This is a genomic window from Labrenzia sp. VG12 (genome assembly GCF_002237595.1).
Lineage (GTDB): Bacteria > Pseudomonadota > Alphaproteobacteria > Rhizobiales > Stappiaceae > Roseibium.
This window is the reverse complement of sequence record NZ_CP022529.1, coordinates 5342715-5365693: the sequence shown is the minus strand read 5'-3', so window position 1 is coordinate 5365693 and position 22979 is coordinate 5342715. Positions and strand designations below refer to the sequence as shown.

Annotated in this window: 21 protein-coding genes; 10 read left to right on the top strand and 11 right to left on the bottom strand. The window is 60.0% G+C overall.

Going from position 1 to position 22979, the window contains the following annotated elements; translation table 11 throughout:
• The first annotated feature begins 117 nt into the window (after positions 1-117).
• Together CHH27_RS24775 and CHH27_RS24770 are read left to right on the top strand one after the other, a co-directional pair.
• Entirely contained in the window at positions 118-1788 is a 1671-nt protein-coding gene (locus CHH27_RS24775) for an alpha-glucosidase family protein (RefSeq protein WP_094073978.1), read from the top strand.
• 91 nt (positions 1789-1879) lie between these two features.
• A complete protein-coding gene (locus tag CHH27_RS24770) occupies positions 1880-2668 on the top strand; it encodes a glycosyltransferase family 2 protein (RefSeq protein WP_094073977.1) in 789 nt (262 codons plus the stop codon).
• Between the two features lie 37 nt (positions 2669-2705).
• Here the strand turns inward: CHH27_RS24770 and CHH27_RS24765 are convergent, their stop codons facing one another.
• The gene (locus tag CHH27_RS24765) at positions 2706-3899 is read right to left on the bottom strand and encodes an HD domain-containing phosphohydrolase (RefSeq protein WP_094073976.1); all 1194 of its coding nucleotides are present in this window, start codon (positions 3897-3899) and stop codon (positions 2706-2708) included.
• Between the two features lie 176 nt (positions 3900-4075).
• Here CHH27_RS24765 and CHH27_RS24760 point away from each other — a divergent pair, with 176 nt between their 5' ends.
• Positions 4076-5284, top strand: coding sequence for a TIGR03862 family flavoprotein (locus CHH27_RS24760; protein WP_094073975.1), 1209 nt, complete (start codon positions 4076-4078; stop codon positions 5282-5284).
• Between the two features lies 1 nt (position 5285).
• Positions 5286-5747, top strand: a complete 462-nt coding sequence (locus CHH27_RS24755) for a YaiI/YqxD family protein (protein WP_094073974.1) — start codon at positions 5286-5288, stop codon at positions 5745-5747.
• A gap of 125 nt (positions 5748-5872) precedes the next feature.
• On the opposite strand, the gene CHH27_RS28695 is transcribed toward CHH27_RS24755, so the two are convergent.
• A complete protein-coding gene (locus tag CHH27_RS28695; RefSeq protein WP_371681864.1) occupies positions 5873-6259 on the bottom strand; it encodes a BA14K family protein in 387 nt (128 codons plus the stop codon).
• Positions 6260-6339: 80 nt separating this feature from the next.
• Complete coding sequence (locus CHH27_RS24745; RefSeq protein ID WP_157739093.1) at positions 6340-6870, bottom strand: hypothetical protein; 531 nt, start codon at positions 6868-6870, stop codon at positions 6340-6342.
• 535 nt (positions 6871-7405) lie between these two features.
• Between CHH27_RS24745 and CHH27_RS24740 the strand changes: the two genes are divergently transcribed.
• Together CHH27_RS24740 and CHH27_RS24735 are read left to right on the top strand one after the other, a co-directional pair.
• Positions 7406-7618 carry a cold-shock protein gene (locus CHH27_RS24740; RefSeq protein ID WP_006934329.1) on the top strand — a complete coding sequence of 71 codons (213 nt, stop codon included), beginning with the start codon at positions 7406-7408 and terminating at the stop codon, positions 7616-7618.
• Between the two features lie 169 nt (positions 7619-7787).
• Positions 7788-8099: a hypothetical protein gene (locus tag CHH27_RS24735; RefSeq protein ID WP_094073971.1), complete on the top strand. Its 312-nt coding sequence runs from the start codon at positions 7788-7790 to the stop codon at positions 8097-8099.
• Positions 8100-8529: 430 nt separating this feature from the next.
• Here CHH27_RS24735 and choV read toward each other — a convergent pair whose 3' ends face one another.
• From choV to CHH27_RS24720, 3 genes are all read right to left on the bottom strand, one after another.
• A complete protein-coding gene (gene choV, locus CHH27_RS24730) occupies positions 8530-9573 on the bottom strand; it encodes a choline ABC transporter ATP-binding protein (RefSeq protein WP_094073970.1) in 1044 nt (347 codons plus the stop codon).
• Positions 9570-10412: a choline ABC transporter permease subunit gene (choW, locus tag CHH27_RS24725; protein WP_094073969.1), complete on the bottom strand. Its 843-nt coding sequence runs from the start codon at positions 10410-10412 to the stop codon at positions 9570-9572. The genes choV and choW overlap by 4 nt, the downstream gene beginning before the upstream one ends.
• Positions 10413-10493: 81 nt before the next feature.
• Positions 10494-11438 carry a choline ABC transporter substrate-binding protein gene (locus CHH27_RS24720; protein ID WP_094073968.1) on the bottom strand — a complete coding sequence of 315 codons (945 nt, stop codon included), beginning with the start codon at positions 11436-11438 and terminating at the stop codon, positions 10494-10496.
• 191 nt (positions 11439-11629) lie between these two features.
• Here CHH27_RS24720 and betI point away from each other — a divergent pair, with 191 nt between their 5' ends.
• The 4 genes from betI (at position 11630) to CHH27_RS24700 (ending at position 17187) form a co-directional block, all read left to right on the top strand.
• Positions 11630-12232 carry a transcriptional regulator BetI gene (gene betI, locus CHH27_RS24715; protein WP_094074985.1) on the top strand — a complete coding sequence of 201 codons (603 nt, stop codon included), beginning with the start codon at positions 11630-11632 and terminating at the stop codon, positions 12230-12232.
• A gap of 17 nt (positions 12233-12249) precedes the next feature.
• Positions 12250-13908, top strand: a complete 1659-nt coding sequence (gene betA / locus CHH27_RS24710) for a choline dehydrogenase (protein WP_094073967.1) — start codon at positions 12250-12252, stop codon at positions 13906-13908.
• Positions 13909-13956: 48 nt separating this feature from the next.
• Positions 13957-15420 carry a betaine-aldehyde dehydrogenase gene (betB, locus tag CHH27_RS24705; protein WP_094073966.1) on the top strand — a complete coding sequence of 488 codons (1464 nt, stop codon included), beginning with the start codon at positions 13957-13959 and terminating at the stop codon, positions 15418-15420.
• A gap of 483 nt (positions 15421-15903) precedes the next feature.
• Positions 15904-17187 carry an adenylate/guanylate cyclase domain-containing protein gene (locus CHH27_RS24700; protein ID WP_094073965.1) on the top strand — a complete coding sequence of 428 codons (1284 nt, stop codon included), beginning with the start codon at positions 15904-15906 and terminating at the stop codon, positions 17185-17187.
• Between the two features lie 77 nt (positions 17188-17264).
• Here CHH27_RS24700 and hemP read toward each other — a convergent pair whose 3' ends face one another.
• The 5 genes from hemP to CHH27_RS24675 all read right to left on the bottom strand — a co-directional run bounded on the left by hemP (position 17265) and on the right by CHH27_RS24675 (position 22677).
• Positions 17265-17480, bottom strand: a complete 216-nt coding sequence (hemP, locus tag CHH27_RS24695) for a hemin uptake protein HemP (RefSeq protein ID WP_094073964.1) — start codon at positions 17478-17480, stop codon at positions 17265-17267.
• 533 nt (positions 17481-18013) lie between these two features.
• Entirely contained in the window at positions 18014-18478 is a 465-nt protein-coding gene (gene rirA, locus CHH27_RS24690) for an iron-responsive transcriptional regulator RirA (RefSeq protein ID WP_094073963.1), read from the bottom strand.
• Between the two features lie 105 nt (positions 18479-18583).
• Positions 18584-20191 (bottom strand): glycoside hydrolase family 43 protein, encoded by a 1608-nt coding sequence (locus CHH27_RS24685; RefSeq protein ID WP_094073962.1) that lies wholly within the window; start codon positions 20189-20191, stop codon positions 18584-18586.
• 51 nt (positions 20192-20242) lie between these two features.
• Complete coding sequence (locus tag CHH27_RS24680) at positions 20243-21307, bottom strand: LacI family DNA-binding transcriptional regulator (protein ID WP_094073961.1); 1065 nt, start codon at positions 21305-21307, stop codon at positions 20243-20245.
• 191 nt (positions 21308-21498) lie between these two features.
• Positions 21499-22677 carry an NAD(P)/FAD-dependent oxidoreductase gene (locus CHH27_RS24675; protein WP_094073960.1) on the bottom strand — a complete coding sequence of 393 codons (1179 nt, stop codon included), beginning with the start codon at positions 22675-22677 and terminating at the stop codon, positions 21499-21501.
• Positions 22678-22979 lie beyond the last annotated feature (302 nt).

Below are 22979 nucleotides of genomic sequence, written 5' to 3'. Positions count from 1 at the left end.
CCACCATTGTCACGACTTTTTGCAGGCAGGTCTCTTGACCTGAAGAGCCGCCGGATATAGCCATTCAAAGCGCTTTGAAAACCTCAACACCGCCAGAGAAGCGGACGGAGACCGGCAATGTTCGAAGAAGCCGAAACGGGCCTGGAGGCCGATGTGCCTGAAAACCTGATCAAAGACCCGGACTGGTGGAAAGGCGCGGTGATCTATCAGATCTATCCGCGTTCCTTCAACGACACCAACAATGACGGCATCGGCGACCTCAACGGCGTCACCGAACGGATGGATTACATTGCCTCGCTCGGTGTCGACGCCATCTGGCTGTCGCCGTTCTTCACCTCACCCATGGACGATTTCGGCTATGACGTCTCCGACTATGAGGATGTCGACCCGATGTTCGGCTCGCTGGCCGATTTCGATGCCATGCTGGCGGCCGCGCACAAGCGCGGGCTGAAGGTCATCATCGACCTGGTGATTTCCCACACGTCCGACCAGCATGCCTGGTTCACCGAAAGCCGGTCCTCCAAAGACAATGCCAAGGCCGACTGGTTCGTCTGGGCGGATGCCAAGCCGGACGGCACGGTGCCCAACAACTGGCTGTCGATCTTCGGCGGCCCCGCCTGGGAGTGGGACAGCCGCCGCTGCCAGTATTACATGCATAATTTCCTGGCCAGCCAGCCGGACCTCAACTTCCACAACGAAGACGTCCAGGACGCCGTCCTGGGCGCCGCGAAGTTCTGGCTCGACCGGGGTGTCGACGGTTTCCGTCTCGACACGGTGAATTTCTACGTCCACGATCAGGAGCTGAGGGACAACCCGCCGCTCAGCGCGGACGAGGCACCGTCCACCGTCGATCCGACCAATCCTTATGGCTACCAGGACCATGTCTATGACAAGACGCGGCCGGAAAACCTCGTTTTCCTGAAGAAGCTGCGCGGTCTGCTCGACCGGTATCCCGGCACCACGTCTGTCGGCGAGATCGGGCATGACGGGCTCGCGGTCGAGCTCACCAAGGCCTACACGGAAGCGGGTGAGCGCATCCACATGGCCTACAGCTTCGACCTTCTGACGCCGCAGCATTCGGCCGCCTATATCCGCCGGATCGTTGAGGAGATGAATGAAGGCATCGGTTCGGGCTGGGCCAGCTGGGCGCTGTCCAACCATGATGTCCAGCGGGTCGGCAGCCGCTGGGGCGAGGGCCACGACATCCGGAAATTCGCTCCGCTGGAAACAGCGCTTTGCGCTTCACTGCGCGGCACGCCCTGTCTTTATCAGGGCGAGGAACTCGGCCTGCCGCAGGCCGACGTGCCATTCGACCAGCTGCAGGACCCCTACGGCATCCGCTTCTGGCCGGAATACAAGGGCCGCGACGGTTGCCGCACCCCCATGCCATGGGCAAACAACAACAGCCATGGCGGTTTTTCCGACGCCGACCCATGGCTGCCGATGGCCGACACCCATCTGCCGCTGGCGGTGGACATGCAGGAGAAGGACGAGACATCGATCCTGAACCGCAACAGGGCGTTTTATGCGTGGAGGAAAGAGTTTGAACCGCTGAAAAAGGGCGACATGCACTTCCTCGACAGCGCGGGCGAGACACTCGTTTTCACTCGCAGCCACGGGGGCGAAACAATCCTTTGCGCCTTCAATCTGGGCACGGAGCCGGCAAGCATCGAGGTTCCGGATCTCGTCCTGGGAGACCTCAGGGCGCCGGGTTTCACCGGGCTTGTCGAAGGCTCCAAGATCACCCTGCAAGGGCTCGATGCGGCTTTCGCACGCGTGAAATCCTGATTTGACCTTCAAATCCCCGTCCGGCGCGGCTAATACCTGAACGGTATCTGCCGGGCCGGTCCCGTCCGGCGCCCTATCCGACCGGAGTGTCATGACCGAGCGCCTGCCCCTTTCCGCCTTCATCATTGCCAAAGACGAAGCCGACCGGATCCACAAGCCGATCGAAAGCGTCATCGACTGGGTGGACGAGGTGATTGTCATCGACAGCGGATCGAGCGACGACACCGTTGCCGTTGCAGAAAGACTCGGGGCGCGGGTCATCCGGAATGACTGGCCCGGATACGGCCCGCAGAAGCGGTTCGGCGAAGACCAGTGCCGAAACGACTGGCTGCTCAATCTCGATGCCGACGAAGAGGTGACGCCGGATCTCGCCGCTGAAATCCGTGCGAAATTCGCCGACGGCAGCTACAAGAGTGCGGATGGCTGGCGGATCATGATCCGGGACATGTATGCCCATGAAAGCGCACCGGCACCCTGGGCCTATGGCTATCACCAGATACGGCTCTACGACCGGCAAAAGGGCCGCTTTTCGGTTTCGATCGTTCACGACACGGTGCGCCCGGAGCCCGGTGCCAGGATCGACAATCTCTCCGGCATCATGGCGCATCGCTCGATCCGCTCACTCGATTTCCAGGTCGGCAAATACAACCGCTATTCCGGCATGCAGGTCGAGGACATGCGCGCCCGCGGACGCAAGCTGCCAAGGACCCGGCTCCTGACCGAATTCCCGGTCAGCTTCCTCAAGGCCTATTTCGTGCGCAAGTACCGCAAATATGGCTGGTGGGGCCTCATCCTGTCCATGAACTATGCCCATGCCCGCTTTCTGCGGGTGGCCAAGGCCTATGAGGCGGAGCTTCTGGAGAAAGCGGGCAAGGATTGAGACCGCGGATCGTTCAGACCATCCGGCTTGCCGGATTTCAGCCCGCATCCCCCAGCAATTCTTCGACCACCTCGTGCCGCTCGACCCGGATCGGCTGACGCACGCCGGCGGTCTGATGAAAATGCTCCAGGCGGCGGATGGTGGTCGGCGTCAGGAGGTGCCCACGCGCAAGCACCAGTTCGTGGCTGCTTTCGGTCAATGCATCGTCAACCAGAATATCGCCCGGCCGCAGCGAGCGGATGTAACACTGGGCGACATGCTTCCTGCGCGATTCCGGCAAATCGTCCATCAATATCTCCCGGGCCAGTTCAAGCAGCTTCGGGTCGTATTTGCGCCAGTTTATCGTGAGCGCTTCGAATGAGGCAGCGTCCGGTCCGCTTTCCGGGCTGGCATACCAGAGATCGGTCAGCAGCTTGAGCATTCGCGAGACCAACGGGATTTCCTGGCCAGTCGGGCCGTCCTTGGGAAAACCCGATCCGTCATAGCCGCGCCCTGACAGATAAAGATATTCGGAGACCTTCTCCAGCTGGGGAATGTTTTTCAGCAATTCCCGTGACTGCACCGGCGCCCTGTCCAGCACGTCACGCTCCTGCTCCGTCAGGCTGCGCGCAGCCCGATAGCGCGCCAGAATTTGTTTCGGCAGGAGCGCCTCGCCCAGCGGCGACAGCATGACCGCCATTTCCAGTTCCCAGGTCTTTTTCATACCGAGCGCCTTGGCGAGTTTCAGCGCCTGCTTGCGAACGGCGGCCGTGCGGCTGAAGGCTTCGGGATGAAACAGCGCCAGCATGTCGATCAGGAGTTTCACCGACCCGGCCAGTGTGCGCTCGAGAAGGGCCCTGTCCTTGGCCAGTTGCCGGTGATGGGAAAGCGCGGTCTCCATGGCCGACACCAGTTCGGTGGGTTGACACGGCTTTTCCAGGAACATGAAGGCATGACCCTCGTTCAGCGCTTTCTTGATGGCCTCGGCTGATTTTTCGCGCGTGAGCATGATCCGCGCAGCGAGCGGTACAATGGTTTCTGCAGCCCGCAGGAAGGCCGTTCCGCCGCGGCCGGGCAGATTGAAACAGGAAAAGACCACCGATGTGCCCGGATTCTGTTTCAAGAACAGCAGGGCCGGATCGGATTCCGAAAAACAGACCACGTTCTTGTGGCCGCTGAACAGTCGCTGGAACCCTTTCTTCACATTTTCATCGGGATCCGCAACAACGATGAGGTCCGTGGGTGTCTCCATACACGGTTCCTTTCTCCTGAAGAAAAGCCGCCGCGAACAATCAGCAACGCTCAACTCCTGCGAGATCATCTCATGAGACAGATAACAAATACTTGAGGAAACATCTGGGATTTAATTTCGTGCCTTCAGGGAATTCGCCAGTGGTTTTTTCGTGTTTCTGTGACTAAGAAGTCGAAATGAAAGATGTTTTGATCATCGGGGCCGGTCCGGCCGGCTTGTTTGCCGCTGAAAACCTGTCGGCAAAAGGGTTTTCCGTCAGCATCGCCGACCGGATGCCCTCCCCTGCCCGCAAGTTCCTGATGGCCGGCCGGGGTGGCCTCAACCTGACCCATGGCGAAGACCTTCAAACGTTCCTGAAGCGGTACAGGGAAGCGGAGCCTTTTCTCGCCCCCATGATCCGGGCCTTTCCTCCTGAGGCCCTCAGAGACTGGTGTCACGGTCTGGGAGAACAGACCTTTGTCGGCAGCAGTGGACGCGTATTTCCCGTTTCCATGAAGGCCTCGCCCTTGCTCAGGGCCTGGTTGCGCCGCCTTGAAGACAACAAGGTCCAGCTCCTGAGCCGGCACACCTGGAGAGGCTTAGCAGAAGATGGGTCCGCGCTTCTTGAAGATGGCGCGGGCGAGGTCGAGCCGTTTCCGGCCCGGGCTGTGCTCCTTGCCCTTGGTGGTGCCAGCTGGCCGAAACTCGGTTCTGATGCTGCCTGGGTGCCGCTGCTGGAAGCGAAAGACATTGAAGTCCATCGGTTCCAGCCGGCGAATTGCGGTTTTCAGGTTGCCTGGAGCGCCCACCTGAAAGACAGGTTTGCAGGCAAACCGCTCAAGCGCATTGTGCTGTCGCATGCCGGCCGGCGGGTCAGCGGGGAAGCCTTGCTGTCCGCACAGGGGCTTGAAGGCGGCGGCATTTATGCACTGTCAGCTGAGCTGCGCGAAACAATCAACCAGAACGGGAAGGCTGAACTCTCGATCGACCTGCGGCCATCGCTGACCATGGAAGAACTGACGAAGAAGCTGCAAAAACCGCGGAAGAAACAATCCCAGGCAACCTTCCTGAAAAAGACCCTCAAACTGAAACCGGAAGAGCTGACGCTCTTGCGCGAGGCAGGCGAACTGCCTTCAGATCCGGACGATCTTGCCCGCCGGATCAAGGCCGTTGCCATTTGTCTGACAGCCCCTTACGCCATCGGCAGGGCCATATCATCGGCAGGCGGCATCGCGGTCACCGAACTGGATGACCACCTGATGCTGAAAAAACAGCCCGGCCTGTTTGCTGCCGGCGAAATGCTGGATTGGGAAGCGCCGACCGGCGGCTACCTGCTGCAAGCCTGTTTTGCCACGGGACACTGCGCTGCGGCCGGGATTGAAACCTATCTGTCGGAGGGACAGTGACATGACCGTGCTTTACGTGGACGCGGATGCCTGTCCGGTGAAAGACGAGGCAATCCGGGTCGGAGAACGCCACAAGGTGCCGATCAAGTTCGTCTCCAACAGCTGGATGCGCCTGCCGGAAGGCGATCTGATCGAACGGGTGGTCGTGCCGGAAGGTCCGGACGAGGCCGACAACTGGATCGCGGAACGGGCCCGGACCGGCGATGTGGTGGTGACCGCGGATGTGCCGTTGGCGGCGCGCTGCGTCAAGACCGGCGCTCTTGTCATCGGCCCATCCGGCAAGCCCTTCAGCGAAGACGGCATCGGCATGCGTCTCGCCATGCGTGACCTCAAGACCCATCTGCGTGAAATCGGCGAAATCCGGGAAGGTGGCCCGTCTTTCACCAAGCAGGACCGGTCCCGCTTTCTCAATCAGCTGGAGACCACCATGCGGGCGGCAAAACGACTGGCAGGCCAGGCCTGAACAAAAAACTCCCTGCAAGGCGGGGAGGAACACCTTGCAGGGAGTGTGGCCGGATACCCTTTGGGGGTGATTGCGCCCCGGCTCTATAGCTTTGCCCAAGCCCGTCTCTGACGGCTGGACCGCATTTAGCGGCAGAATTTGTACTGGCCGGAATAGGCCAGGAAGTAACCGGTGTTCGGGTTGAAGGACCGGTATTTGCGACTGCAGTAATTGTACCAGGCCGGGCTCCACGGAGCCGGGCGATAAACGACGACCGGAGCCGGTGCCGGGTAATAGGCCGGCGGCGGCGCGACGTAGCGCGGCTGCGACAGGGCGGAGCCCAGGATCGCGCCTGCAGCAAGGCCACCGGCGATGCCGACACCCACCTGCCAGCCTTCAGCGGCGTTGGCGGATTGCGTCTGGGTGGTGAGGGCTGCACCGGCAACAAGAGCCAGTGCGACGGTGGTGGTAGCAACTTTCTTGAACATGACGGTGTCCCTTCTGGTTTGCGAGGCCTGTCCTGTTCGCCTCAGCTCATGACACCAACATAGGAAGGGAGCGCTCCGGTCGCTGTGACCGGAGTCACAGGCATGCGGTTTTGCGGAAATGCGCCCTATTCGGGTTCAAAACCCGCATTTGGCCGGCAGCTTTCAACGGACATATCGCTCCGGCAGGTCGACACCCTTGCCAGATAGGCCTTCAGATATGTGCGGTCCGCCTCATGGTCCTCGCCAAGGGCGTCGACCAGCTCCACTGCCCGCTCAAACCAGACCTGCGCCTTCTCCGGCCTGTCGGCTGCGAACAGTGCATAAGAGACAATCGCGGCGGCATACGCCTTTTGCCGCGCGCCGGCACGCGCGACCTCCCCTTCCGCCTCAGTCTCCAATGCATCCAGTCCGGCAGCGTCTTTCAAGAAAGTGTCGCTCTCATACCAGAGGGCCTGCAGCAGCAGGAAGAAACCCCGGTTGGAGCCCGTGTGATCAAGCTCGGCCGCGACGCGATAGGCCCTTTGCCACGGTGGAACGGCCTGGATGGCCTGGTAGGCATCCGTTTTCATGAAGACCTCGAGCTTTTCCAGCTCGTCTTCCGAAAAATCTACATATAGCGGCAGACCGTTGCCAGGGCAGACCGGGAGACGTGTCACGAACTCGCAGGAGGATACTCCTCGAAAAGACATCGTGCGCCCAAAGGAAGTGCAGGACAGTGTCTCCACGACCTTGAAAACCTCCCCACCTACGGGGCAAGTCATCTCGCGTTCGACCGGAATACCTGCAAATACCGGGGTGGCGAAGATCCAAAGCATCAATCCAAACAGCGACTGCCTGATCATATCAACTCTTCCCTCTTCGCCCCTGCCCACACGACATTTCTATTCAAGCATTGGGCGAAAAGTGGGAAACTGAAGGGCAATTTCCAGACCAGTCATGCCCAAAATCAGCCTTTCCCCGTTTCTGACACAAGTTTCACTTGCCGCGACTCCCAACGGCACCTACATTATCCGCCATCGGTACGCGTTGTGCCGTACGGGACTGACGAAAGACCCGGTGAGACTGACTTCGGTGGCTGCTCCATTAAGCGCTGCTCTGAATTGGCAAGCTTTCCGTTTCTTAGTGACTTCTCGTTTATCCGCGCCCTGCCGGAAACGGGACGGCGCATTCTACCTACGGAAAGGCTTCTCCATGCGCGAGAACGGCACCATCAAATTCTTCAACCACGACCGTGGCTTTGGCTTCATCACGCCGGAAAACGGCTCCAAGGATGTGTTCGTCCACATCACTGCTTTCGAGCAGGCCGGAATCGGTACGCCTGTTGAAGGCGCGAAAATCTCCTTCGTTGCCGAAGACGACCGTCGTGGCCGCGGCAAGCAGGCTGCTCAGCTCGAGCTGCTCTAAGCTTTTGCAGCCGCCGTCGTGAGACGGCAGGCGCAGACAAAATACGGAAACGGGGCCTTTCGGCCCCGTTTTTGTTTTCCAGGTGGTTGCTAGCCAATTGGTTGTCTAAAAAGGACACGCACTTACAATTGAAATGTTTGCGCATCGTTCGATGTCCACCGAGGTTTAGATGAAGCTCGAGACCCTACCGGCAGCTATCCAGATCCTTGCAATGATATTATTCGCTTCGGCTATCGTTGCATTCGTTTTTGCTTTTCTGGGGATTGCTTCGACGATTTTCAAAGCCAAATTTGGGCTCACTTCCAACAATGAAAAAAGACTTTCCCAGGGCGAAAAGTGGGGTCAGCAAAATCGGAAATTGAATCCGTTCCTTCTTTCTCCGCAATTCAAAACTCAAAGAATTTTTGTCTTTGGCGGGTTTTCCGGATTCATCATTTGCTTCGTCTCTTTGTTTGTTATCGTGCTCTCCAATGGAAAATAGTGGCGTTTGATGCCGCGGCAGCGGCAAGGGGCTGCTTAATTAAGTTCATCGTAGCGTCTCAACAACGAACCTCATCCTGAGAGTCTGGCCCGAAAGTGATGGCCGGGGCGAATGCTTCAGTCACATGTGTCATTCCCGCGAAAGCGGGAAACCAGGACTCCGTGAGGTTAGATTTAATTTATAGCGCCGATTCATGAGGTTACTGGGTCCCCGCTTTCGCGGGGAAGACAACCGAGAGGGGGCAAGTTCGTGCCAGGAACGATGAAAGCTGCGTCCTAGATCACTTTCGGGCCAGACAGTGAGGAGGACCGATAGGTCCGTCTCAAAGGATGGGCGTCTTGCTTTAGCGCAAGCAATCCATCCTTCGAGACGCCGCTCGCGCGGCTCCTCAGGATGAGGTCTGTGTTTGTTGCTCAGCGTGCCTTGCCCCTTAGAGCATGCAGTCCAGCAACTCGTTCTCGCCGATGACACCGACAATGGCGCCGTCCTTCTGAACGACGACAGGCTCCGAGCTGGACTTCTTCAGCCGGGCGACCTCGCGGATCGGCGTGTTGGCATCGCAGTTCAGAGCCGACGCCAGAGAGCCCGACAGGCTGCCTGGCGGCACCATGATGTCACGGGCCCGCAGGACGTTCAGCGGGTTCATGTGGCTGACAAAGTCCGCCACATACTCCGTTGCCGGCGTCTTGACGATCTCCTGCGGCGTACCCAGCTGGATCACCCGGCCGCCTTCCATGATGGCGATGCGCGAGCCGATCTTGGCGGCTTCATCGAGATCGTGGCTGACGAAGATGATCGTCCGGTTGAGCTCTTTTTGAAGATCGAGCAACTCATCCTGCAGCTTGTCGCGGATCAGCGGATCAAGCGCAGAAAACGGCTCATCCATCAAGAGGATCGGAGCGTCGGTGGCAAAGGCACGGGCAAGACCCACACGCTGCTGCATGCCGCCGGAAAGCTCGTGGACGTATTTCTCGCCCCAGCCGGTCAGGCCGACCAGCTTCAGCTGGGCTTCCACCTTGGCGGCGCGTTCCTTTACCGGCATGCCCGCCAGTTCAAGACCGAAACCGACATTTTCAGCCACCGTGCGCCAGGGCAAGAGGCCGAATTGCTGGAACACCATGCCGATGCGGTGCCGGCGCAGTTCCCGGAGCTCGTTTTCAGGACAGGTCTCCGGGTTGATGTAGCGGCTGCCGTCATGCACCTGAACTTCGCCGCGGATCACCGGGTTCAGCCCGTTGACCGCCCGCAGCAGGGTCGACTTGCCCGAGCCGGACAGGCCCATCAGCACGATGACCTCGCCCTCATAGATGTCGAAGCTTGCGCCTGCGACGCCCAGGATCTGGCCCGTCTCGGCCTGGATTTCCTGGCGGGTCTTACCCGCATCGATCAGCGGCAGGGCCGTTTGCGGCTTGTCGCCAAAAACGATATCGACATCCTTGAAGGAGACGATGGTTGCGGGATTAGCGTCACTCATCGCTTGCCTCCTTCCTGGGCCCGGAAGAACCGGTCAAGCACGATGGCGATCAGGACGATACAGACGCCAACCTCGAAGCCTTGTGCAATGTTCACGGTGTTCAGGGCTCTGAGCGTCGGCACGCCGAGACCATCGGCGCCAACGAGAGCCGCGATCACCACCATGGACAGCGACAGCATGATGGTCTGGGTCAGACCCGCCATGATCTGCGGCAGCGCATAAGGCAGTTCGATCTTCCAGAGCAGCTGCCGCTTGGTGGCGCCAAAGGCCTGCCCCGCTTCGATCAACGCCGTCGGTGTCGAGGAGACGCCGAGCTGCGTCAGCCGGATCGGTGCCGGAATGGCGAAGATCACGGTTGCGATCAGACCTGGCACCATGCCGAGACCGAACAGGATCAGCGCCGGAATCAGGTACACGAAGGTCGGGATCGTCTGCATCAGATCGAGCACGGGACGGATCGCGGCATAAAAACGCGGGTTGTGCGCGCCAACCACACCAACGGGCACGCCGACGGCCATGCAGACGACCGAAGCGGCAATCACCAGTGCCAGCGTTTCCGTCGTCTCTTCCCAATAGCCCTGATTGATGATCAGAAGCAGCGAGACGGCGACGAACGCGGCAAAGGCGATCGTGCGGTGGACCGCATAGCCGATGGCGACGGCCACAACCACGACGAAAAGCGGATGCGGCGTTTGCAGCAGCCACAGGATCCCGTCGATGAGGGTTTCCAGGAAATATGAAATACCGTCAAACACCCAATAGGCATTGTCGGTGAGCCAATCGACGAGGGACCTTGCCCATGGGCCGATCGGCAGCTTGTTGTCTGTCAGCCAGTCCAACCTGCCGCTCCGGAAGTTTTGTGTTGTTATAAAAAGACGGCGCCGGTGGGAGGTCCGCACCGGCGCCGCTTTGAGCGTCGCTTAGAGGCCGAGGGCGCCCTTGACGGCTGCAAAGCTGTCACCACCATCGAAGGTCTTCACGCCGACCAGCCAGTTTTCGAAGGTCGCCGGGTGCTCCTTCAACCAGGCCGCGGCCGCCTTGTTGGGGTCTTCGCCGTCGATCAGGATCGCGCCCATGATCTCGTTTTCCATCGCGAGCGAGAACTCCAGGTTCTCGAGCAGCTTGCCGACATTCGGGCATTCCGTGGTGTAGCCCGCCCGAACGTTCGTGTAGACGGTGGCACCGCCATAGTTCGGGCCAAAGATGTCGTCACCGCCGTCAAGGTACTTCATTTTGAAGTTGGCGTTCATCGGGTGCGGTTCCCAGCCGAGGAAAACGATGTCGTTCTCGCGGCGGTTGGCGCGTGCAACCTGGGCCAGCATGCCCTGCTCGGAGGATTCAACCACTTCAAAGCCTTCCAGATCGAAAAGGTTCTGGTCGATCATGCCAATGATCAGTCGGTTGCCGTCATTGCCCGGCTCGATGCCGTAGATCTTGCCGTCGAGGTCGTCCTTAAACTTGGCGATATCCTGGAAACTCTTCAGGCCCTTGTCGTAGGTGTATTCCGGAACGGCCAGCGTGTACTTGGCGCCTTCGAGGTTGGCGCGCACGGTTTCGACAGAGCCGTCTTCACGGTAGGCCTTGATGTCGCCTTCCATGGTCGGCATCCAGTTGCCGAGGAAGATGTCGATGTCCTTGTTCTTCAGGGACGCATAGGTCACCGGCACGGACAGGATCTTCACGTCCGGCTCGTAGCCGAGCGCTTCCAGGACAACCGAGGTTGCGGCGGTGGTGGCGGTGATGTCGGTCCAGCCGACGTCGGAGAAGCGGACTGACTTGCAGGCCTCGGGCTCACTGGCCAGTGCGGTGCCGGTCAGCAGAAATCCGAGCGCAATACCTCCAGCGAGTTTCGCTGCTACTTTCATGATATACCTCCTAAGGAAAGTCGAACTTTTTTGCTTTTCTGCAGGGCGGGGTTGCTTCGGTATAACGCCCTCCACATACGCTTCCCACAGCCTGCCCAATGTTGATCCAAACATCCACGGGAAAAATTTGCAAGTTTTCATTGATTGATTGATCAATTAAAAATAAGACCAAGAGACAGATGGAGGTCGAAATGCCCAAGGTCGGAATGGAAGCGGAGCGGCGCCGCAGCCTGATTGACGCAACGGTTGATGCAATTCACGAGCGCGGATACTCGGACGTGACGATGGCGCAGATCGCCAAACGTGCGGGTGTTTCCGGTGGGTTGGTGCATCATTATTTCGGCTCGAAAGATCAATTACTTGCGGCAACCATGCGGCACCTTCTGACCGAGTTGGGCCGCGCCATCCGCGATGGCCTTGCCAAGGCCGAAACACCGCGCGAGCGCATCAGCGCAATCATTGCCGGCAACTTTGCCGTTGACCAGTTTCAGCCTGCCGTCATTGCCGCCTGGCTGGCCTTCTATGTCCAGTCGCGGACCACGGACAGCAACAGCCGGCTGTTGAAAATCTATGCCGCGCGTCTCGCCTCCAACCTGACACACAACCTCAGGGCCTTCATGCCGCAGACCGAAGCCCGGCGCATCGCCGAAGGCACGGCCTCCATGATCGACGGGGTCTGGATTCGCCAGGCGCTGTCCGATGCAAAGACCGACCGGGACGCCGCCATCGCGATGGTCGAGGACTATGTCGAAACCCAGATTGCCGTGCATGCCGCGCGCGGCGCCAACGCCTGACCCGGCCGGAGACCTTCATGACCGACCAGTTCGATTTCATCATCGTCGGCGCCGGATCCGCCGGCTGCGCCCTGGCCTACCGGCTGTCGGAAGATCCGAAGAACCGCGTCCTGCTGCTTGAATTCGGCGGCACGGATGTCGGCCCGCTGATCCAGATGCCGGCTGCTCTCTCCTATCCGATGAACATGCCGCTCTATGACTGGGGCTTCCAGAGCGAACCGGAGCCGCATCTGGGCGGACGCCGCCTGGCGACCCCGCGCGGCAAGGTGATCGGCGGCTCCTCGTCCATCAACGGCATGGTCTATGTGCGCGGCCACGCCTGCGACTTCGACACCTGGGAAGACATGGGCGCGTCCGGCTGGGGCTATCGCCACGTGCTGCCCTATTACAAGCGCCTGGAACACAGCCATGGCGGCCAGAGCGGCTGGCGCGGCACCGACGGCCCGCTCCATGTCCAGCGCGGCACCAAGTGGAACCCGCTGTTTCACGCCTTCCGCGATGCCGGTGCCCAGGCCGGTTACGGCGTGACCGAAGACTATAATGGCGAACGCCAGGAAGGCTTCGGCGACATGGAAATGACGGTCCACCGGGGCCGCCGCTGGTCCGCCGCCAATGCCTATCTGAAACCCGCCCTGAAACGCGGCAATCTCACGCTGATCAAGGGCGCACTTGCCCGCAAGATCCTGATCATGGACAAACGCGCCACAGGCGTGGAATTCGAAACCGGCGGCGAGATCCGCGAAGCCCGGGCCGCGCGGGAGGTCGTCCTCGCGGCGTCCTCGATCAACTCGCCGAAAATCCTGATGAATTCCGGTATCGGTCCGGCCGCCGATCTTTCGGCCCTCGGCATCGATGTCGTGGCCGACCGGCCCGGTGTCGGCGCCAACCTCCAGGACCACCTGGAACTCTATCTGCAGCAGGCCTGCAGCCAGCCGATCACGCTCTACAAACACTGGAACCTTATTTCCAAGGCCCTGATCGGCGCGCAATGGCTGTTCTTCAAGCAGGGTCTCGGTGCATCCAACCAGTTCGAGAGCGCCGCCTTCATCCGCTCCAGGGCGGGCGTCAAATACCCCGATATCCAGTATCACTTCCTGCCCTTTGCCGTGCGCTATGACGGCCAGGCGGCTGCGGAAGGACATGGCTTCCAGGCCCATGTCGGACCAATGCGCTCCAAGTCACGCGGCCATGTCAAACTGACCTCCGCCGACCCGCGCGAAAAACCGTCCATCCTCTTCAACTACATGTCCCACGAAGACGACTGGGAAGATTTCCGCACCTGTATCCGCCTGACCCGCGAGATCTTCAGCCAGGAAGCCTTTGCGGACTATCGCGGCAAGGAAATCCAGCCGGGCGATCAGGTCCAGAGTGACGAGGACCTGAACAACTTCATTCGCGAACACGTGGAAAGCGCCTATCACCCCTGCGGCACCTGCCGGATGGGCGCCAAGGACGACCCGATGGCCGTGGTCGATCCGGAATGCCGCGTGATCGGAGTGGACGGCCTGCGTGTTGCCGACAGCTCGATCTTCCCGCAAATCACCAATGGCAATCTCAATGCCCCGTCGATTATGGTCGGGGAAAAGGCCTCGGACCACATTCTCGGCAAGGATCCGCTGCCGGCTTCCAACCAGGAGCCGTGGATCCATCCGGACTGGGAAACCAGCCAGCGCTAAATTTCACCGGTCTCAGGCCGGCACAAGAGACAATCAAGGACCAGACCCATGCGCGCCCAACCTCAAGCGTCCCACTATGTTGGCGGCTCCTATCTGGAGAGCCTGTCGGGCACTCCGTTCGATTCCCTTTATCCGGCAACCGGTGAAGTGATCGCCAGTCTCAAGTCGGCCGACGATGCCGTGATCGACGCGGCCATCGAGGCCGCAACAGCCGGCCAGAAAATCTGGGCAGCCACAGCACCCGCCGAACGCGGACGGGTGCTGCGCCGGGCTGCCGAGATCCTGCGCGAAAAGAACCACGAACTGTCGGTCCTTGAAACCCTCGACACCGGCAAACCCTTGCAGGAAACCCTGATTGCCGATGCAGCCTCGGGTGCGGACTGCCTTGAGTATTTCGGCGGCCTGGCGGCGACGCTGACCGGCGAACATATCGATCTCGGTGGCTCCTTCGCCTACACCAAACGCGAACCGCTCGGTATCTGCTTCGGCATTGGCGCCTGGAACTATCCGATCCAGATCGCCTGCTGGAAGGCAGCACCGGCCCTGGTCTGCGGCAACGCCATGATCTTCAAACCATCGGAAGTCACCCCGCTGAGCGCCCTGAAACTGGCTGAGGCCCTGACCGAAGCCGGCCTGCCGGACGGGGTCTTCAACGTGATCCAGGGTTTTGGCGATGTCGGCGCCAGGATGGTCGCACATCCGGCAATCAGCAAGATCTCGCTGACCGGCTCCGTGCCAACCGGCGCCAAGGTTGCCGCCCTTGCCGGCGAGCACCTGAAAAAGACCACGCTGGAACTTGGCGGCAAGTCGCCGCTGATCGTCTTTGACGATGCCGACATTGAAAACGCGGTCTCCGCGGCCATCAATGCCAACTTCTATTCCACCGGGCAGATCTGCTCCAACGGCACCCGTGTCTTCGTGCATACGGCGATCAAGGAAGCCTTCCTGGCGCGTCTGGCCGAACGCACCGGCAATGCCATCCTGGGCGACCCGCTGGATGAAACCACCTCCATCGGCCCGCTGGTGTCGCGCCAGCAGTTCGACAAGGTGATGCATTACATGCAGGTCGGCCAGCGCGAGGGTGCCCGGCTTGTCTGCGGCGGCGGCGCTGCGACAGTCGACAGTTTCCCGGACGGCTATTTCGTTCAGCCGACCGTCTTTGCCGATGTCACCGACGACATGACCATCGCCCGCGAGGAAATCTTCGGGCCCGTCCTGAGCGTGCTTGATTTTGACGACGAAAACGACGTCATTGCCCGTGCCAATGACACGGAATTCGGCCTTGCTGCCGGTGTCTTCACCAAGGACATCCAGCGGGCGCACCGGGTGATCGATCAGCTCCAGGCCGGCACCTGCTGGATCAACACCTACAATCTGACGCCGATTGAAATGCCGTTCGGCGGATACAAGAAATCGGGCATCGGCCGCGAAAACGGTCATGCGGCGATTGAGTATTACAGCCAGACAAAGAGCGTTTACGTGGAAATGGGCGGCGTCGAAGCGGCGTTCTAGGGTTTGGAGCGTGTGTGGCAGATCCTTCGAAACGCCGCAGTGCGGCTCCTCGGAGACTGGCCCGAAAGTGATGGCCGGGGCGAATGCTTCAGTCACATTTGTCATTCCCGCGAAAGCGGGAAACCAGGACTCCGTGAGGTTAGATTTAATTTATAGCGCCGATTCATGAGGTTACTGGGTCCCCGCTTTCGCGGGGAAGACAACCGAGAGGGGGTGAGTTCGTGCCAGGAACGATGAAAGCTGCCTCCTAGATCACTTTCGGGCCAGACACTCAGGATGGCGCTGATTGTGTGGCGAGGTTTTCCAACAGCGCCGCTTAAACAGGCGTCATCCTGAGGAGCGTGTTTGCCCGCGTTTCGCAGGATCGGCCACCTGCTTCACGGAAAGTCCTCGCCGCCTTTCTTGCCTTCCTTTCTATTTTCAGATTGAACTTTGGGGCGGCACGCCCGAGATAATAGCGCGTGACAGACATCCGGAGTCCGCATGACCAAGACCGCGCTTGATCCTTCGCCCCGCAGTTATCCCGAGCATGTGCACCTGATCAACCGCTCCAGCCGCGGGCCCGGTTGCGCGCCTACCGAACAGACGCTTGAGGACATCCACGACTGGCTTTTGCACGACGCGACACGCATCGACAACGTCATGCTGATGTTCGAGGAGTTCATGTGGCGCTGCCAGGCGACCGATCTCAGCGTCGACCGCTGCACGCTTCACATCGGCACATTGCATCCGCGCGTCATCGGCTTCTCCTGGTTCTGGACTGCCAGGGACCAGATCTGCGATGAAATCGCGGCCGATGCAGGTGCCGTCAGTGCTGACGCCTTCACGCGCAATCCGCTCTACAATGTCATCACCAACGGCCAGATGATCATTCTGGACCTGGAAACGGAAGAAGGTCGTCAGTCCGCCCCCCTGATGAAGGAACTCGCCGAGCAGGGCTACACCGCCTATGTTGCGCTGCCGCTCAGCGCTTCGGGCGAGACCCACAACGCCATGACATTCGCGACGACGCGGCCAGGCGGGTTTCCGGGCCGGCAAAAGGACCGGATCCGCGACCTGATCGATCTTCTGGCACTGCATGTCGAGCGCCACATCCTGCAGCGCATCGCGCGCAATGTCGCCGACACCTATCTCGGCCCGATCGCTGGCCAGCGTGTCCTGGACGGCGAGATCAAACGAGGGGATGGCGAGGCGATCGACGCGGTCGTCTTCATGTCGGACATGCGCGGCTTCACCCAGCTTGCCGACCGGCTCAGCGGCCCGGAAGTCACCGCCGTTCTAAATGCCTATTTCGACCGGATCTCGGAGGCTGTGCTTGGCCATGGCGGCGACATTCTGAAATTCATGGGGGACGGCATTCTGGCAGTGTTCGACCAGAAGGCGCTTGGGGAAGGTGCTGCTGCCAATGCCGCCGTAAAAGCTGCCAGGAGGGCGCTGGTCACAATCGATGAGCTCAACCAGTCTCCGCCGGAGGATCTGCCCGATCCGGCGCTGTGGCACCCGTTGAAGATCGGCATCGGACTGCACCGGGGCGAGGTGTTTTTCGGCAATGTCGGCGGCGAAGAACGTCTCGATTTCACCGTGATCGGCAGGGCGGTCAACGAAACCAGCCGCGTGGAATCGCTGTGCAAGCCGCTTGGGCAGGAGCTGCTGTTGACGGAGCCGGTGCGCGACGCACTCAGCGGAGATCTCAAGACCAACCTGAACGCCATGGGCGAGCATGCCCTGCGCGGTGTCGGCAAACCGGTCGCCATCTTCTCGGCGTAAGCCCGTGCGCTCTCAATTTGCCATCCCGGCTCGCCGCTTGGCTTCGACCGGGATGGCAATTGCACAAATCTGAATTCTCACTTGGTCAGAATCAGCTTGCCCTGTTTGGTGATGGACAGGCGATAGGTCTCGTCATTGTGGTGGATCTGAATCTGGCGCTGACCGCTGAAAAGCTCCTGCGTGTCGTAGTCCGATTTCAGCTCACGCACCTGTTTGCCTGCAAATGCCTGCCGCGCACGGCTGGCAGACCCGAGGGAAAGGCGTTGTTTCTGGCTGTTCGCTGTCAAAGTCATGGCGCGCAATCGGTCCTTGGCCTTTATCTAGCCCCGCCTTGTCCCGGGGAAATCCGGGCGCTCGCGGCGGAGCGTGATCGATGGAATTTAAAGATGAGTTTCTAACTCAACTTTATACTTGACACTCATACTCAAGTTTTCCTATCAAGGCAATGCCTGATCGAAACGGAACCGGAAATCGCGTCCTCTGGTTTTGGAAAAGACAGGACCTCCGGCAAGCCGGAGGTGTAAAATGCCAGGCCAGCCAACCGCCCTCTCCTCTCCCTCAGCGGCCAGCCAGCCCGGCCTTTTCCGGCAACAGATGCCGGCGACGATCTAACCTGGTTTTCCCAACTTTGCCTTCTGCGAAGCCATGCCCAGCCAAAGGACGGGGCTCGCTTGTCGACGCTGCTTCGGCAAGGATCGCCGGCCTCGATCCGGCAACGGCAACCGAGGTAGCCCCCCTTCAGTTTCGTCACAGAATTTGCGAAGAGCACACAAAAAAGGCGCCGACCTGTCGGTGGCGCCTCTCGCATTCCCGGATCTTGTGACGCTTACGCGTTGGCGGCGATCGGCGCCTCGGCGACATCGATCTTGAGCAGATCCCGCATGCCGAACCGGTCTTCGGACAGATCCGCAATCGACTTGGTGTCGAGCACCTCCATGAAAGCCTCAAGCGCCTCATGGAGAAGGCCGTTGAAGCCACAGGACATGATCAGCGGGCAATCCTTGCGGCCACTGTCGAAACATTCGGCCAGAAGGAAGCTTTCCTCCGCAGCGCGAACCACTTCGCCAACCGTGATCTGTTCCGCCGGGCGGGCCAGCATCACACCGCCGTTGCGGCCACGAATGGTCTTGATCAGATTGGCATCGACCAGGACCTTCATGATCTTGAACAGGTGGGTTTCGGACATGTCGAAGCTGGCCGCGATATCAGCGACTTTACTTGGCTTGTCCGGGTTGACGGCGCAATACATCAGCGCGCGCACGGCATAGTTTGTCTGTTGGGTCAAACGCATGGACTAGATATGCGTGCCACAATGCCAAACGTCAATTCAAAATTTGAGTGTTACAGGCGACTTTTACAAAAAACCGCCTGAATACCTTGCGGCACAGGCCGATTGTTACAGGTTCCGGTAGCTGAAATAGTCGAAGTCGGCGGGCAGCGCCTGACCGGAAACGTCCATCGCATGCATGCCGACAAAGGCGCCGGTGAAATTGGCATGGGCGCCACGCCCCGACTCGTCCGCCAGCAACGTGGCATCGAAGGCGGGGCCGATGCGCTGCCAGTCTTCTCCGTCCATCCGGTACCAGAACCGCAGCGCCATGTCCTCAACGGTGACCTTCATTGCCACGGGTCCGATCTCGGCGAGAGAAACGGGCGCATCCAGCGGGGCCGTCAGGAAAGCCCCCGGATAGTCACCCGGACAGGCGTGGATCGTCAGGACCCGGCCCATGCCTTCTCGCCAGGCAATCGCGAGATAGTAGAACTGATACCGGCCATAATAGGCAATCAGCCCGGCCGTCTGCTGGGCGTTCTCCGGCAGAAAGTCGACCAGGGTTTCCACTTCATAGTTGTAGGCGGTCTGTCGGCGGGCAACGAGTGACTGTTCAAAAAAGCTGCCGATGGACTCCCGGCCGTAGAGCCGAAGATGGCCTGGACGTTCCCTCAAGGAGAACAGGCGCTCGGGATAGGGCGTGCGCAGCCACTGAAAGACCAGTGGCAGCTCGGGCCCGTCAAAGTCGTGCCGGACCGGTTCTTCGGCGAAAGGATGTGACGGCAGATCGGGTCCTGTAACCTCTTCTTCGGGGGCAAGCCCGCCCGCTGCCAGGCGCAGCCAGCCGTCCTCGCCCCATACGCATTTCTGAATGGCGGTTTCCCGGCCCATCTGACACCTGTTCTGACCGAGCCGGGGCCGCCCCATCAGATGTACCAGATAGGTCTCTCCCGACTGGGTCTCGACAATGTCGCCATGCCCGGCCCGCTGAACGGGATTGTCGGGATCGAACCGTGCCGTGACAACATGTTCCTCTGGATGCACTTCATAGGGGCCCTCGATCCGCCGGGAGCGGGCGAGCGTCACTGCATGCGTATAGGCCGTGCCGCCTTCCGCGGTCAGCAGATAATACCAGCCATCGCGCTTATAAAGATGCGGCCCCTCCGTCAGGCCAAGCGGCGTTCCTTCAAAGATGTTGCGGATCGGACCGGTGAGCTTGTTGGCGACCGGATCAAACTCCTGCAGCGCGATGCCGGCAAAGGAATTGTAGCCGACCCGGTGATCCCAGATCATGTTCAGGTGCCATTTGCGGCCATCATCGTCATGATAGAGAGACGGGTCGAACCCGGACGAATTGGTGTAGACCGGGTCGGACCAGGGACCATCAATCTCCGGCGCCGTGACGATGTAGTTGTGCGTGTCCTTGAAAGACCCGTCATAGCGTTTGACATCGGTGTAGACGAGCCAGAACAAGCCGTCGGCATAGGTCAGGCAAGGTGCCCAGATACCGCAGGAATCCGGATTTCCGCGCATGTCGAGCTGTTCCGGACGGTTCAACGGACGCGTCACCAGGCGCCAGTTCTTCAGGTCCTTCGAATGGTGGATCTGCACTCCCGGATACCACTCGAACGTGGAGGTCGCGATGTAATAGTCGTCGCCGACCCGGCAAATGGATGGATCCGGGTTGAACCCCGGCAAAATGGGGTTTCGAATTTTCTGAGGTGCGTTACTCATTTATGATCTCCAAAAATCTTCTCCAAAAGGATTTGTCCGAAATCAGTTCACTTAACGGGTGGTCTGGCTATCGCTCATCTCAGCCAGGTCCGGCAGATTGTCTTTCAGGAACACATCAATGCCGATACGTTCCTGGCCTTCGATGATCGGGGCATTGTCGCACAGGGCTTTCAGAACCCGGACAGCGCTGCGGATCTCATGGCCCGGGTCCTGGGCGATCACCGCATCCAGTACACCCAACCGGAGGGCTTCATGGGTATAAGGCGTCAGCTCATGGCCGACGAAAACGATCTCCCCGGCACGACCCGACGCGCTCAGCGCAGCAATCGTGCCGCGATTGCCAGCGCCGATATTGTATAGCCCAGCCAGGTCGGGATGTTCTTCGAGAAGCTTTTTCACCAGGTCTTCGTTGCGGCTGTTGTCGTCCCGCCCTTCGCGCACCTTCAATAGGGTCAGATGCGGGAAATCAGCCTCCAGGACCTGCCGGAGACCGGTATAACGGTCCGCATGGTCGCGCAGGCCGAGTGACCCGGCGATCAGGCCGATCTTGCCGGGAGACTTCGGCAAGAACCGGCCAAGAAGCCGCCCTGCGGTGCGTCCGGCCGCAAGATTGTCGATGCCGACAAAATGCTGGCGCGACGAAGACGGATGGTCGGAAACCAGTGTCACCACGGGAACGCCCCGGTCCTGCAAACGGTCGATCGCCGCCTGGACTTCCGGGAAGGCCGGCGCAACCACCGCCACACCATCACATTGGGAGCGATCGAGAACTGCCAGGGTCCCGGCCACCCGGTGACCATCGAAGGCATCAATCGGTTCCACATGCACATGCATGCGGTCGCCGCTCAGGGTTTTCGCGTGGGACAGCGCTTCACGGGTCAGATCCTCCATGAAGGCATTCGGTCCGTTGGGAAGCAGAAAATGAAGGCGATAGAGCCGCTTCTTGGCGAGCCCCGCGGCAAAGACGTCGGGCTTGTAGTTCAGGGCCTCGACCGCCTGGTTGACCTTCTCGATCGTGATCTTGCGCACGCCCGGGCGGCCATTCAACACCCGGTCCACCGTTGCCAGGCTGACCCCGGCCGTTGCTGCCACGTCGTGAATGGTTACGCGCTTCATTCCGTTCCTCGTCCTGGCAGTGGCCGACAGGCGGTCCTTCAGCCCGCCCGTCCCAATCACCTCACCTTGAGGAGGACCGAAAGGTCCGTCTCGAAGGATGGTCCGATTTGGGTCAGTATAGCGACGGATGAGGAACGGTCATCAAAAAATGTTGCTACTGCTAAACCAAGCGCACAGAACAAGAAATTCGATCAGACAAACTGTCCGGCCGCATGCCCGGACGACCAGGCCCACTGGAAATTGAACCCGCCGAGATGGCCGGTAACATCAACCACCTCGCCGATGAAATAGAGCCCCGGCACCTTGGTGCTTTCCATGGTCTTGGAGGACAGGTCCTTCGTGTCGACACCGCCAAGCGTGACTTCTGCGGTGCGATAGCCCTCCGTACCGACCGGCACCAGCTGCCAGCGATTGAGCTGCTCCTCAGCCCGGCGCAGCACCTTGTCCGACTGATCGGCCAGACGGCCCTTCAGGGCAAAGGCTCCAGCGAGCTCATCCGCCAACCTGTTGGGCAGAAGCAGCCCAAGGGCCGTTTTGAGATCCTGTTTCGGTGTGTCCTGCCGCGCCTGGCGCAACACCTCGAACACGTCCGCCTCCGGCGTCAGATTGACCGTGATCGGCTTGCCTTCCTGCCAATAGGAGGAAATCTGCAGGATCGACGGACCGGACAGGCCGCGATGGGTGAAGAGAAGGCCTTCGCGAAAGGTCGTTTTGCCGAAGGACACTATTGCGTCCACCGACACGCCGGAAAGACGCCCGCACAGATCCTTGTTGGCATCTGAGAAGGTCAAAGGCACCAGCGCCGCACGCGGGCTGATCACCTTCAGACCGAATTGTTTCGCCAGGTCATATCCAAAACCCGTTGCCCCCATTTTGGGGATCGACGGTCCGCCGGTTGCCACCACCAGCGTTTTTGCACGCAAGGGCCCTTTGGAAGTCGCGACGGAAAAGCGCTCGTCAGGTTTGTCGACTGCCTTGATCTCCGTTTCCAGCTGCAGGCTTCCCCCGGAGGCTTCCAGCTCGTCCAGGAGCATCCTGATGATGTCCTTTGCGCTGTTGTCGCAAAAGAGTTGGCCGAGCGTCTTCTCGTGCCAGGAAATCCGGTGTTTTTCAACAAGGCCCAGGAAATCCTGCTGGGTGTATCGCTTGAGCGCCGAGACACAGAACCGCGGATTTTCAGAGAGGAAATTGGCCGGTGCGCAATGCAAGTTGGTGAAATTGCAACGACCGCCACCGGAAATACGGATCTTGTCTGCGGGACGCTTTGCATGGTCGACGACCAGCACCTTGCGACCGCGTTTTCCCGCTTCGATCGCACACATCAAACCGGCGGCCCCGCCACCAAGCACAAGAACATCCAGATCACGCATGGCGGCTGTATAGCCGGATTTTCTGGAGGGGGTAAGCCCGGAACAGCTCGATGACTGGTCGTTGATCGATCGATTCAGTGGGAATGTTTGCAGCGGCAAGGGATGACCAGGGACATGCAATGGAATAGGGTCACGCGTATGAAAATCGTGATCCTTCCGGGACTGGACGGCACCGGCCTTCTCCTTGAAAACTTTGCAAAAGCCCTTGCTGCCACACACACAACTCAAGTCGTTTCCTATCCGGTCGACCTCGTTGGCTACACAGAGCTTGGCGCCTGGCTGGAGCAGAGCCTGCCGCGTGA